The 12,410-nt window shown below is 53.7% G+C and carries 11 protein-coding genes and 1 tRNA gene; 3 read left to right on the top strand and 9 right to left on the bottom strand.

Annotation, left to right across the window (positions count from 1 at the left end; translation table 11 throughout):
- Window positions 1–495: 495 nt before the first annotated feature.
- Complete coding sequence (locus tag PY793_RS10115; protein WP_275177936.1) at window positions 496–2,865, bottom strand: TonB-dependent siderophore receptor; 2,370 nt, start codon at window positions 2,863–2,865, stop codon at window positions 496–498.
- Here PY793_RS10115 and PY793_RS10110 point away from each other — a divergent pair.
- Window positions 2,864–3,205, top strand: coding sequence for a hypothetical protein (locus PY793_RS10110; protein ID WP_275177935.1), 342 nt, complete (start codon window positions 2,864–2,866; stop codon window positions 3,203–3,205). The two genes, PY793_RS10115 and PY793_RS10110, sit on opposite strands and share 2 nt — an antisense overlap.
- Window positions 3,206–3,415: 210 nt before the next feature.
- Here PY793_RS10110 and PY793_RS10105 read toward each other — a convergent pair whose 3' ends face one another.
- The 3 genes from PY793_RS10105 to PY793_RS10095 all read right to left on the bottom strand — a co-directional run bounded on the left by PY793_RS10105 (window position 3,416) and on the right by PY793_RS10095 (window position 6,814).
- On the bottom strand, window positions 3,416–4,381 hold the full coding sequence (locus PY793_RS10105; protein WP_275177934.1) for a FecR family protein: 966 nt from the start codon (window positions 4,379–4,381) through the stop codon (window positions 3,416–3,418).
- Between the two features lie 136 nt (window positions 4,382–4,517).
- Entirely contained in the window at window positions 4,518–5,027 is a 510-nt protein-coding gene (locus tag PY793_RS10100; RefSeq protein WP_275177933.1) for an RNA polymerase sigma factor, read from the bottom strand.
- Window positions 5,028–5,242: 215 nt separating this feature from the next.
- Window positions 5,243–6,814, bottom strand: coding sequence for an RNA repair transcriptional activator RtcR family protein (locus tag PY793_RS10095; RefSeq protein WP_275177932.1), 1,572 nt, complete (start codon window positions 6,812–6,814; stop codon window positions 5,243–5,245).
- Window positions 6,815–6,990: 176 nt separating this feature from the next.
- On the opposite strand from PY793_RS10095, the gene PY793_RS10090 reads away from it, so the two are divergent.
- Window positions 6,991–8,547, top strand: coding sequence for a vWA domain-containing protein (locus tag PY793_RS10090; protein ID WP_275177931.1), 1,557 nt, complete (start codon window positions 6,991–6,993; stop codon window positions 8,545–8,547).
- A 400-nt stretch (window positions 8,548–8,947) separates the two neighbouring features.
- On the opposite strand, the gene PY793_RS10085 is transcribed toward PY793_RS10090, so the two are convergent.
- The 4 genes from PY793_RS10085 to PY793_RS14200 all read right to left on the bottom strand — a co-directional run bounded on the left by PY793_RS10085 (window position 8,948) and on the right by PY793_RS14200 (window position 11,848).
- Window positions 8,948–9,739: a hypothetical protein gene (locus PY793_RS10085; RefSeq protein WP_275177930.1), complete on the bottom strand. Its 792-nt coding sequence runs from the start codon at window positions 9,737–9,739 to the stop codon at window positions 8,948–8,950.
- Between the two features lie 197 nt (window positions 9,740–9,936).
- A complete protein-coding gene (locus tag PY793_RS10080) occupies window positions 9,937–11,046 on the bottom strand; it encodes a DUF1176 domain-containing protein (protein ID WP_275177929.1) in 1,110 nt (369 codons plus the stop codon).
- Window positions 11,047–11,241: 195 nt separating this feature from the next.
- Window positions 11,242–11,643, bottom strand: coding sequence for an N-acetylmuramidase domain-containing protein (locus PY793_RS10075; RefSeq protein ID WP_275177928.1), 402 nt, complete (start codon window positions 11,641–11,643; stop codon window positions 11,242–11,244).
- Complete coding sequence (locus tag PY793_RS14200) at window positions 11,579–11,848, bottom strand: N-acetylmuramidase domain-containing protein (protein ID WP_408744700.1); 270 nt, start codon at window positions 11,846–11,848, stop codon at window positions 11,579–11,581. Before PY793_RS14200 ends, PY793_RS10075 begins: the two co-directional genes overlap by 65 nt.
- On the opposite strand from PY793_RS14200, the gene PY793_RS10070 reads away from it, so the two are divergent.
- Entirely contained in the window at window positions 11,847–12,284 is a 438-nt protein-coding gene (locus PY793_RS10070; RefSeq protein ID WP_275177927.1) for a hypothetical protein, read from the top strand. The genes PY793_RS14200 and PY793_RS10070 overlap by 2 nt on opposite strands.
- On the opposite strand, the gene PY793_RS10065 is transcribed toward PY793_RS10070, so the two are convergent.
- A tRNA-Met gene (locus PY793_RS10065) sits at window positions 12,270–12,346 on the bottom strand. The two genes, PY793_RS10070 and PY793_RS10065, sit on opposite strands and share 15 nt — an antisense overlap.
- Between the last annotated feature and the right edge of the window lie 64 nt (window positions 12,347–12,410).

Raw genomic sequence — 12,410 nt, 5'->3', positions numbered from 1 at the left:
CAGATTTTTACTTACACAACACAAAACAACATATGCAAGTTATGACGTGCCGGGCAAGCATTGCGCCCTCTGTTTAGACTTTGCAACTCACCAGAAGACATGCAACATAAATGTCACAAAACTCTTAGTGGACAGAATTTGGGTTTTATGTAGATGCCACAACGCTGTACAAACACACTTAAAAAATACTTTAAAAACTCTATGCGTTATGCGACCTGTGCGCCAGCAGGCCATTATGGCCGTCCAATGTATTTGGCAAAGACATCATCAGGATCATCGGGGAGCGCGTCAGGCGCTTCATGAACAAACCATAAAACGCCCAGAACGATCGCCAAAATGAAGAAGATCGCCATCAGTACAAAAAAAATGCGCCGATCAGAGCAGAAAACAGAGCACGATACAGTTGCGCCTACAGCAAACCATTCCCGATCTGCAAGACTGGCTGCGCATTGTCATCCAAACGCGTAAAGAACTCTCCGCATCGTGCTCACCTTGTCAGAAATCGGCTCGTATGGCTGCCATAACACTGCGCGGCGCACCATAGCTTCCAAAGTAGTTTGTAGGAAGCCGAGCCCAGTACACCTTGTCCGTAGCGTTATTCATCGTCAGCGTGGTGGAAAGGTGAGGCGTAACCTTGTATCCAACCTGTAAATCCAGAATTGTATAACTACCCTGCCAGACAACGTAATCACGCGAGGTCCGGGACGAAACCAACAGACCGGCACCAAACGACAGGTCTTTCAATACACCCTGTTGAAGTGTGTAAGTAGACCACAGCTTGAAGTTGTGTCTTGGTTCTTCTGGTTGCAGGCTCAGATTGCCATATACCGGATCAGAGAGATATTGCGTCTCCAGCCACGTATAACCAGCGTAAATATTCCACCCCGGCAACGGGCGTCCGTTGATCTCAACCTCGACACCCCGACTGCGCGCACGACCGGACGAGACATAATAGCGCATATCTGTTGGATCGCCGATAGCCCTGTTATTCGTTTCAAGCTGAAAAGCCGCCAAAGATGCAAGAAGATTTCCTGAAAGAAAAGCGCCCTTCAATCCGACTTCGTACTGTCTGCCCGTAACAGGTTTCAATCCCGTGCCAGAGGCGGTCAGTTCCGTCTGCGGTGTGAAAATAGACGAAAAGCTGAAATAAGCTGTCAGCTCACGCGTCAGATCATACAGGATACCCGCATTTGGCGTTAGTTTGCCTTCCACCCCCGGCTGGCCCGAGCGGGCCAAGCGCGCGGGAAGAATGACGCGGCTGCCCGCCCAGTAGGAGCTGACACGCCCACCGAGAACCACAGTCAGATTTTTGATAGGGTGAAGCCGGGCCTGTGCATAAGCACCCCATTGCTCCGTAGTCGTATCGTTACCGCTGGAATAGGGGAGATCAGGTTTCGGCAGTACAGCATTGAAGATATTTAATGTCGATGTGGGGCCATACCCGTAGAGACTACGCGTATAAACTTGGTACATATTCGTCCCGACAAGAAAATCCATCGGGCGTCCCATAATGTTCACCCTGTAGTTGATATTTGAATCCCCACCAATCATGTTTTGACGATTGAAATTACTTTGTACAAAATATTTTGATAAATTGGTGCTGAAATTAACGCCGCCCCCCATGTAACTATATATTCCGGGTAACTCTGCGTATCGATCTATGACACTGGTTGACCATATCAGATTTTTACCGAAAGAGTGCGTAATATTAATATAGCCTTCCCCCATGTCATTCGGAGCATCGTTCCAGGAAGAACCAAAAAACGCGCTTCTGGGAAAATTCAGGAATTTATTGTTGGTATACCGAGACCGCCCGTAATCAAACGGTCCGCGATCAGAATGTTGATAGGAACCTGAGACTGTCAGCCGGGTCTGCGCGTCAATGTCATAATCAACAATCGCATAGAGCATCGCCTCGGACTGATGCACTTCATGAACGAATGAGTCCGCACTCTGACCAGTTGCAACAATTCTGGCACGCAAAGTATGACGCGCATTGAGCGGGGTATTGACGTCTATATAAGGGTGTACATTATTCCAAGAACCGGCCTGAACACCAACATGGGTAGCGAACGTGTCCTGTGTGTGCTTGCGCACCAGATTGACAGACCCGGCACCGGACCCCGTACCCTGCAACAACCCGGTTGGGCCTCGCATTACCTCAACGCGGTCGTACATCATCATATCAAATTGCGGCAAATACTGTATGCCCGAAACAACCGGCATACCGTCATACTGCACATCAAGCGTATAACCGCGCGACATGAAGTAAGCAGTACCGTCACCATACGGTGTTGCCGTAACGCCTGTTGTAAAGCGCAACGCATCTTCAACCGTTATCATGTTCTGGTCGAGAATACGCTGTTGCGTAACAACTGATACGGAATTGGGTATCTGACGTACCGAAAGCGGCAACTTGCCCGCAACCGTCACACGATCGGCCGAATAACGGCCATTATGAAGCGTATCGGCAAAATCCAGCAGACCGGCAAGAGACTGCCGTAGTTGGCCCGAGACACGGACAGGGCCAAGCGTGATCACTGAAGATGCGGCAACAATCTTGTAAGCATGCGATCCCGTTGGAAGGTAGCTTAGCCCGGTTCCTTGCAAAAGTCGCGACAAAGCATCCGAGGGAGTAAAAGCACCCCTGAGGCCAGCGGTTGTTTTACCCGCGAGTACTGGTGCCTGCGAGGTCAGCGGCGCATGGGCCTGGGTGCTGAAGGCCACGAGCGCATCGGAGAGCGATCCAGCCGGAATGTCGAAATTGATGCCTGCTCCCGCAGGGTGGAGCGGGGATAGCGCCGCGTATCCGGGCTGCGGCGGGCCATCATGGGAACTTGCTGTCTGTGCAATGGCTTTTGTCATGACCAATGGCGTAAAAGCTGTGGTTCCTGCAAGAAAAAGGAATGATACAGCAGCCCTCCGTAGCGGCTTCCCAGAAGCACAAGACCGTAGAATACTTGCATTGTTCGTACCCAATAATGCTTTTGGGAAAGAGCCCGCCGGAGCAGAAGTCGAAAAATCAGTAAAAGGGTTCATCGTCGCTGTGCTCTCCGTCTTGTTCAGCCGCCAAACTGCCAAAAATGCAATTAATTCGCATTCGTTGCTCCTAACTCAACAGATGCGAAGACGCTGCGATTTTTCTCCCAAACGACGGATTTTTTTTACGAACAGAATGGATGATGATGACATCTTGCTGAAATAATTATCTTTTCTGTCTTTCTTTTTTTGACCTGGATGACATACGCCCAAAAACGATCATCCCTACCCCTCCGAGGTCTGAGCACACAGGAGAGGCTATGTCCATCGGCACACGCCGGGCGCATACACGATTGATATCTGGTACCCACCAGGAATACGGCGGAAGAGCAACCGGCGGCACCACCGGTGGCGGAAAGAGGCGAGTGGGAATTCTTCAGCGTGCCCTGACAATATCGATCCAAGACGACAGTGAAGACACCTGACCACCATAGGCTTCAACGATCAGGCGCAATGACGCTTCCGGTTGCCGCAGGTCGTATGTCCCGGTAACCCGTTTTTTCGCCAGTTCGCTGTCTGTGAGAACAATTTTTGCGGCTGTCCACGGACGCAAGGCGGTAATCAGAGCTGCAACAGTCTGATCACGGGCGATCAGCGTTCCGTCACGCCAGGCACCAATGGTCGCAGCAGGTGCGGTGCCTGCGGTGGCAGTCGTACCGGATACCCGCTCCCATTCGCCCGCGTGCAGATTCCGTTCAATGATGCCAGATCGGGCGGAGGCCACATGAACCTCGCCTTCGCGCACGGCAACCGTCGTGGCATCGCCGTCCATCCGGACATCGAATACCGTGCCGACATCGGTGGCTGTAACATGACCGGCCGTCACACGAAACGGCCGCGTGGGGTCATGGCGGACATCAAACAGAGCCTCGCCCTGAAGCAGACGGACACCCCGCTCTGAACCATTGATCGTAAGGGATACGGCCGCACGCGGGGCGAGTATGATTTCACTGCCGTCCGCCAGACGGATATCGCGCGTCTGGGCCACCGGTGCATAATGATCAGCGCTCAGTCGCACGAGCATATCGGGGGGCATAAAAGCGAGTGCGGCACAAGCCGCCGCAAGAGCCAGCGCACAGCCGGGCAGGAACCGACGGGCAACGCGGTACGCGTTCATATGCAGGACGGGCGTAGCAGAGGTGCGCGCTGGCATGTGCAAAATGCGTGGAACCCCAGCCATGACGGAGGCCGTCACATTCATGTCCTCCCACGCCCGGGCATGCGCCGGGTCGCTCGCCAGCCATTCGGCGAACCGATGCTTCATATCCTCGTCATCCGGATAGTCCCGAAGAAAAAGATACCAGCCTGCCGCAGCCTGCGTTGGCGTCTTCCGTTCAGTCATGACAAGCAAAGCCTCCCGGAGCGCACGGCCACAGCCACCCTGATCTTGCACCTGAAGCAGGAATCGAAAAGCCGTCTACTCTAACAGATGCGCGGCGAGAGATTTTTTTCCGTCGAATTCGAAACCACACGCGACGTTATTGCCCTTCCTTACGGACACGGTCGCAGATCACCATGCCTTCCTCGATAAGGCCATGAACACGTGTCAGAGACAGCCCCAGACATGTGCCGATTTCCCGCAGTTTCATTCCCTCGAAATGATACATACAGATTGCCCGCCTCTGGCGTTCGTCGGGCAATGCGGCAATCGCGTCGATAATGCGTTGCATCGTCTCGCGGGAAGCGGCGTTTTCTTCGGGCGAAACCTGCCCGTCCGCCAGTTCCGCCGTTGCGACTTCAAAATCCGTGCCCGCAGTGGCTTCCAGCGCCTGCCTGCGCCCACGGGTGATCACCAGATTACGGACCATGGTGCGGAGGTAATTCAGCGGAGCGGCGATCGTCTCGATCTGCTGTCGGCTGAACAGGAGCCAGACGTCCTGCACAATATCCTCGGCGACTACCTGATCGCCCGAAAGCCGGGTCGCGTAGGACAGAAGACTGGCGCGGTGAGTCTGATAAAGCTCCAGCGATGTGCGTGCGCGGTTCAACGCAAGACCCCCTCCAGAGGCTCAGATCCTCGTCCGTCCAATACGAAGTTGCGACCAATTCTCAAGTCGATGCCACAAATCGGCATAATTCGCAACCGGCCCCGGCTCAAACCGGGGGTTACCCATCAGGCCTGATCTTGGCAGCCTACCCGTCATCTCCAATGCACCAAGATGCACAGACCTGTATCCGCCAAGCCGTACCTGCCGTTACGCCGTCACGTACCAGAAACCATCTCCCAATTCAGGCCAAAACGAGCGAGATATTTGCGCAGGCGATCAGCGTCGTTCTGACTGACCTTACCCTGCCGGGATATGGCAAACAATCGTCGCCCTGCTGCGGACAGAGAGGATGCCTCACGGCACGCCCGCACAACAGCCGCCAGTTGCGCACGATCAAACTCGTCTACACGCGCAGGGTCTGGCAATAATTCGGCCAGCAACGCAAAATCACCATCACGCCGGGTGGCGGCCCACTGGCCGCTCAGGGTCGCAATTTCCGCCTCCACCATAGGCAAGGTAATGCGCCCGCGCTCTGCCAGTGTGCACAGCCTGCGGGCTGACGCCGACAGATCCCGATAATTCCCAGACCATGGCATGGCGGGATCGCTGGCAAAATGCAGATACCGCGTCCTTGCATCCACGTTAAAACCGATTTTGCACCCCAGGCTTCTCTCGGCTTCCTCCAGTTCATGCATCAGTTCGGCTTCCACATCTTCCCGCCGGTTACGCAGTGGCGGCAGAGAAAAGACCCATAATGCCAGCCGCGCCAGCAGGTCGGGGCGCATCAGGCCCTCCTGCGCCAGTGCGGGCAGGTCTCGACCGCTCGTGGCAATCAGCTGAAAACGGCAACTCCGTGCAGTATCAGACCCTACGGGATAATAACGCCCGCTCTCCAGCACATTCAGCAGCAGGCCCTGTTCCGGGAGGGGCAGCAAGTCAATATCATCAAGAAACAATACGCCTCCCTCAGCCTCGCTCAGGAATCCGGCCCGCTCGGTTCCTGCCTGCCCCGTCACATTCCGCTTCTGGCCAAATAAAGCCGCCATAGCATGAGACCCTTGCAACCCGCTGCAATGCACATGCACAAGACGACCCTTGACCCTGCGGCGCTGAAGCTTCAGTTCGTAAATGCGGTGCGCCAGGGTTGTCTTGCCAACACCAGCCTCCCCGACCAGCAGAACCGGCTCATCCGAGCGGGTCACAACCTGATCCAGCCGCTCGATCAGGTTATGAAAGGCTGCATTTCGGGTCGGGATACCACCACGCAGCATATAGGAATGTTCTCGTGCTGCGGCCTCAAAACGGCGCTGCAAATCATTGTAGCGCGCAAGATCAAGATCAATGATGTCGATGGTACCGTGCGACGCCTCATCTGCACGTGGAGGGGCGCTCTGGAGCAGGCGAGCGGGAATATGGCGGCTTTCGGTCAGCAGAAACCAGCATATCTGGGCGACATGCGTGCCCGTTGTCAGATGGACGTAATAATTTTCCCGATCTTCATCAAATCCATATCCTTCTGAAAAATCATAAAGCTTTCCGTAAACTTCCTGAAAATCCCATGGATTAGAAAGTTCCATATCGACCAGACGCACCTCCGTCTGGGGGGAGAGTGCTACAATATCGCGCGCCACATGTTCCGCCAGTCGCAAATGACGTTGCTCGTACAGGAGTTCGAGCCGATCAACCCGAAAATCGGACTGGGCACAAATCTGCACCGAGGGACGCCATGACCGGCGACGACCCCGATCAAGGGTGGTCCCGAGGAAGCCAATAACAACATTACGCATACCCTTATATAAAATGATAAATCCTTATAAATCCAGATAATATTTTCTGTGGGCGACACACCAAAAACCGAATATTATCATTTAATAACAATAAGTTATGGAAAATTTTCGTTTTCCTTTTTCTTTTTTTCCCGGTCTGGCAAAAAAGAGGGGTGAAGACGAAAGGAAACAAACTCATGGCAAACCGATCCGTGTTTGCGTCGCTGCCGGGGCGGTTTGCACCGCAGACTGACATTCATAACGCGGCAGGCGCTGCCGCTTATGACCTCACCCCGCCCCACAAGCTGGCTCAGCTTGCCATGACCGGAACTTTCGGCGGTGGTTATTACACGGATGCACAGACACAGACATGCAACCTGATCGAACTGGCTAATACCGTCAGCCCGGATTTCCTTGCCCGTGCCGCTATTTTTGCACGGGATAAGGGACATATGAAGGATACGCCCGCTCTGCTGCTGGCAGTCCTGTCCGGTCGTGATCCGGCGCTGTTTAGCCGTGTGTTCTCAAAGGTCATCACATCTGGGCGTATGTTGCGGACTTTTGTGCAGATCATGCGATCGGGGAAGACGGGCCGCAAATCTCTGGGGTCCCGCCCCAAGGCCATGGTACAGGACTGGCTGAATACTGCGTCTGACGCGCAGCTTCTGGCGGCATCCGTTGGGAATGTTCCGTCTCTGGCAGACGTTATCCGCATGGTTCACCCTCGTCCGGGCAATGCCCAGCGCGAAGCCTTCTATGCATGGCTGATCGACAGACCTGCCGATGTCTCGGCGCTGCCTACTGTTGTGCAGGAACTGCTGGCCTTCCGTGCGGGTCAGTCGGAGCATGTTCCTGCTGTGCCGTTCCAGTTGCTGGGCAGTCTGACGCTTTCACCTCAGCAGTGGGGCGCGGTGGCCCGCATGGCCTCCTGGCAGACCCTGCGGCAGGCGCTGAACATGCTGACCCGCAACAGCGCGTTTGCTGATCCTGCCGTTGTGGCGCACGTTGCCGATGTGCTTCGTGACCGGGAACGGATCAAGGCTGCCAAGGCTTTGCCCTACCAGTTGCTTGCAACCCTGCGCGCACTGGACCCGGCAGTTCCTGCGGTTTTGCGGGATGCACTGCATGATGCCATGGAACGCGCGGTAGACAATGTGCCCCGCTTTGAAGGACGCGTGGTGGTCTGCCCCGATGTCTCGGGATCCATGCTCTCACCGGCGACAGGCTACAGGGGCAGCGCCACAACAGCGGTGCGGTGCATTGATGTTGCAGCCCTTGTGGCTGCGGCCATCAAGCGCAACAATCCGGCGGCCCGGATCCTGCCTTTTGAGGTTCAGGTACGGGACATCACTCTGGAGCCGCGTGATACAATCCTGACCAACGCCCGCCGCCTTGCGGAACTGGGCGGAGGCGGCACAGATTGCGCGGCACCGCTGGCGTGGCTCAACGCCCGGAAAGAGAGGGCTGACCTTGTTGTGTTTGTGTCGGATAATCAGTCATGGGGTAACGCGCAGGCGAAAGGAAAGCCAACGGGTATGATGCTTGAGTGGACAAGGCTGAAGCTCAGCAATCCTGCGGCGCGTCTCGTCTGTATTGATATCCAGCCCTACGGCACAGCGCAGGCCGCTGAACGGGATGATATCCTGAATATCGGCGGGTTTTCCGATGCGGTCTTTGACCAGATGGCCACCTTTGCGTCAGGTCAGATGGAAGCCTCACACTGGGTCGGGCAGATCATGGCCCAGCCAATTTGAATACGCCTGGCGAATGCCGGCGGGACTACAGGTAGAGCGGCGGGAAACCGCAGACGCAGGTTCAATCCCTGCCCCGTATGACGCGGGTAGCTTAGTCAAAAAAACGTCTCGCCATTTTTGTCGCCAGGGCCTTTTTCATGCCTCGGGCCACCGGGGGAATGCGTGCCGGACTACAATCGAAACGCAGTCCGGCACACTCCTTGTCCCCATGGTGCGGAGCATCAGTTACCCCGCCTGCGTCAGGTGCTCGCAAAACAGTCAGACCGTCTGGGCTTCAGGCACGTGGTCTGACAGACCCAGACCAAGAAAGGGCAGAATTACAGGCAATACCTCAAAACCAGAAAGTTTTTGGAACCTTCCACATGCCCGTTATAAATACGTCCTCTCCACGATGGACTGTTTAGTGCCTTTTGTTGGATATGATGTGCCGCAAAGCTTCTTCCCAGCTCTGCTGTGTCTCCAGTCTGGCGGACGTCGAACCCGGCATCCATATGATCACGCCGTTAATGGCTCTCTTTGCATCGGCCAACTGGCTGGACCATTCTATGTCGCTGAGAAAACCGTTCTTTGCCACCCCGGCTCTGTAAGGCGAGATATAGGCGTATATCGGGAGTGATTTATTGATGGCACGATCGTTTGTTACGGCCGCATGCAGGTGCACATGCCACGCGTCATGGTCGGGCCATCTCTGGTAAAGGGTTGGTGCAAAAAAATCGAACCCGCCATTCCGATAGATTTTTGCTCTTATGTCGAGAAACTTCGAATTAAAATCATAGTCATACATACCGATTTTTGCTTCAGGGTAACTGTCCCGCGTCCAGGCAATGAATTTTTTGAAGAGCTGAACCTCGTTATTGGCCTGCGCTGTGGAATCTGCCCTGTCAATCACGATCTTCTCGAAATCGAACGCAATAAACGCGCTTGACCGGAATTGCGCTACATAGCTGGCAAGTGTTTTCTTGAACTGGCTCTCGATCGGAACATTGGAGCATTGGGTCTCGTCGCATGTCAGCTTCCAGATATCGTATACGGATGTAAAGGGCACCAGACCGGCTTTATCGAGATAGTCTGCGTTGGCATACCGGGTGCCGTTGAAGACCCGGAAATCTGTCGCATAAGGTTGCTGTTCGGCTCCTGCGTATGTACAGCCGCCCATTGTGACCAGAACCAGCAATAAAATACGTCGGATCATGAACATGACCTTACAATAGGGTGGGAAGACTGCAATAGCCGTTTGAATTCAGGGCAAGGTCACAACTTTATTCACGCTCTCGCGGAGCCGCCTCACATAGCAGAGCTTGATCCGATCCGCACGTTTTCCGGCCCACCAGCGCCACACTCAACATGGCAACGATACCAGGCAAACGAAATCGTCCAAACAGAACCTGCCTACTCCATCCTCTGTTCCCTTTGCTGAACCTTCGATCGATACAGAACAGGCCAGTCACCCGACATGCTGCCGCCACAGCCAAGCTGAAAGGTCATCCCCGTCAGAACGAAATGGTGGCCATCCCACCGCCATTCATGAGAAGCACCGCAATAAGCCAGACCCATGCCTTTGTAAAAGTCCGTAAGAGTTCCAGTCGCCATATCAAAATCAGGGCTTGTCACAATACTTCCTTCACCGCCTGTGTCCCCCTTGATCAGGACGGGACTTGGCAGGCTGGCGGGCTCAGGCTGGCCAGTGCCGGTACGCGGGACAACAAAAACCAAAGACGCTCCCTGATATGCCGCCATCGAACACCCGAACAGGATAAGCGCATTATTCTTGTCCAACTCGTAAACTCCTGTTTCCAGAAGATTATCAGTTCCTTTATCCGGGCTATCACAACTCTGCTTTTTTATGAGCTTAGCCTGCGTTCTTTCTGTCCACGCCATCAAACGGTCCCGCTCTCTGCGGGCAAGAACGATGGAGCGATGAGCAGATGGAGCGGGCGGCAGTAATGGCGCGGGGGGTACGCCGCTGGCTGATTTTGTCCCCGCGCGGATCAGTGCCGTTACACCGCCCACTCTTCCCTGTCGGTCATCCATGTGCAGCATTGCAGCACTGAACCCGTTCAATGGCACAATCCCATCACGTACCTGCAGTGTTTCCCCGTCGCGCAACTGCGCCACAAACGCCGCAACGACTTCAGCCTGTTTGCCAGACAGGATTGTGATTCCGTCCCGTGTGTTGAGTGTCCATGCCGAACGGTCCAGCAACAACGGCCTGCCGTCCACACGCAGATCCGCCAGGCCAAAAGGAAACCCGGCGATCAGCCGCGCTTCAATCACACCATCCGGTCCAGCATCACGAATAAAACGCAGGTCAACCGATCCGTTGATTGACCTGTTGTCGGGCATGGTCGAAGTGACATCGTCATCACCCTGTACAAACCCCTTGGCTTCGCAGGTCAAAATATTGTCGCATGCAACCAGCCACGATCCATAAACGTCATAAGATGGCGTTGCCGCCTGGGCTGCCCCGGTCACAATCAGGAATAGAAAGATTAAGAACATACATCCATGTTTCATTCTATACTCTTTCTATATGTCTGATTAAGATAGCCATATAGGAAATTTGGCCCGAACGGCAACGCCGTGCATTCAGCCCTTAGAAACTATCGTTTGGCGAGATAGTTCGGTGAACGTCGAAACAATAAGAAAATATCGCCGTCGCACGCTGCAACAGTCATGTCTTTTACGCCAGATATTTCACGGTTTCCGCTGCTTCAGTTCCTGCTGCGTTCTCTGAGACCATGCCGTTCTTAAAAAAGCCGTGCCTATATCATTTTTAGCGGGTGGGTTTTGAATAAACATGCTCATGATTATTTTTTCGTAATTAGCCTTGATACGTCTGCCATAATTATACCTGTAGTACGTAGGACCGTTGTAAACACTCGCAAATGTTGCCCAGTCTTTGTTGATCAAAGCGCGCCGCATTTTACTATTAGAAAGATTGAGTCCCACAAAAGCATCAGCCTGTTTATTAATATCACCCATAGCACGAACAAAATCAGATACAGAACCATAGCCAGCACGACGAAAATTCTCACCCAGGATTTGAAACGCACCCCATGATGTCGCTTTGAGAGCTGCATCGTAATCTAGCTTCATTATCTAGCTTCATTGCCGCATTGAGCCGTTCATACTGCTTATTGTACCCTCCATACTCTCCCGGCCCACGGACTGTGCCGGAAATATCCGGGGCGATCGCGTCAAAACGATTGTGTGTCATTTTTTTAAAAATGTGTCGTTCATAAAGAATTTGTGGTCGGTTCAGAATATCAAAAGTCGGTTGATTAGGAGCTGCCTCAATCATGACTACAGCCTTGATTGCGACAGTTTCACAGCCGATTGCTTTTGCCATTCGCTTATATTGGGCCTCATTTATCAAAGAGGCTGCAGATGCCGAGGGCAGACCGCGTCTAACGACACTAAGTGGAATGAAAAAATCAGATACTGTCGGAATACGAAATTGTATTGCAGCTTTTGGTACCTGCACAGAATTGCTCAGGCAGGTTTGTGTGTTGAAGAACGCCTCGTCGTCAGATCGCGCAATTTCCACTGAACAACGGACCATTCAGCAGAAATCACGCTATCGTGAAAACCCTCGTTATGAGCCCATAACTACGCTGCGCTTTCAGTCCCATTTGCATCCTATACGCATCCTGCGCGTATGTCCCAAACGCAAAAATCCGCCCGATGGGCGTCTTAACATGCTGTTTATATTGGATAATTCATGGTTGCGGGGGTAGGATTTGAACCTACGGCCTTCAGGTTATGAGCCTGACGAGCTACCGGGCTGCTCCACCCCGCGATGGTGAGAGTAATGATTTTGCGTTGATTATATTTTGTGAGGGTAGACTGGAAGACCTGGCGGC

The organism is Acetobacter fabarum (assembly GCF_029069195.1).
Lineage (GTDB): Bacteria > Pseudomonadota > Alphaproteobacteria > Acetobacterales > Acetobacteraceae > Acetobacter > Acetobacter fabarum_A.
This window is presented reverse-complemented; position numbering and strand designations above follow the sequence as displayed.

Excerpts from the sequence above, each read along its gene's own strand:
- PY793_RS10110 (WP_275177935.1), top strand. The coding sequence starts at position 2,864 with ATGACCAATGGCGTAAAAGCTGTGGTTCCTGCAAGAAAAAGGAATGAT.
- PY793_RS10115 (WP_275177936.1), bottom strand. The coding sequence starts at position 2,865 with ATGACAAAAGCCATTGCACAGACAGCAAGTTCCCATGATGGCCCGCCG.
- PY793_RS10105 (WP_275177934.1), bottom strand. The coding sequence starts at position 4,381 with ATGACTGAACGGAAGACGCCAACGCAGGCTGCGGCAGGCTGGTATCTT.
- PY793_RS10095 (WP_275177932.1), bottom strand. The coding sequence starts at position 6,814 with ATGCGTAATGTTGTTATTGGCTTCCTCGGGACCACCCTTGATCGGGGT.
- PY793_RS10090 (WP_275177931.1), top strand. The coding sequence starts at position 6,991 with ATGGCAAACCGATCCGTGTTTGCGTCGCTGCCGGGGCGGTTTGCACCG.
- PY793_RS10085 (WP_275177930.1), bottom strand. The coding sequence starts at position 9,739 with ATGATCCGACGTATTTTATTGCTGGTTCTGGTCACAATGGGCGGCTGT.
- PY793_RS10080 (WP_275177929.1), bottom strand. The coding sequence starts at position 11,046 with ATGTTCTTAATCTTTCTATTCCTGATTGTGACCGGGGCAGCCCAGGCG.
- PY793_RS10075 (WP_275177928.1), bottom strand. The coding sequence starts at position 11,643 with ATGAAGCTAGATTACGATGCAGCTCTCAAAGCGACATCATGGGGTGCG.
- PY793_RS10070 (WP_275177927.1), top strand. The coding sequence starts at position 11,847 with ATGACTACAGCCTTGATTGCGACAGTTTCACAGCCGATTGCTTTTGCC.
- PY793_RS14200 (WP_408744700.1), bottom strand. The coding sequence starts at position 11,848 with ATGATTGAGGCAGCTCCTAATCAACCGACTTTTGATATTCTGAACCGA.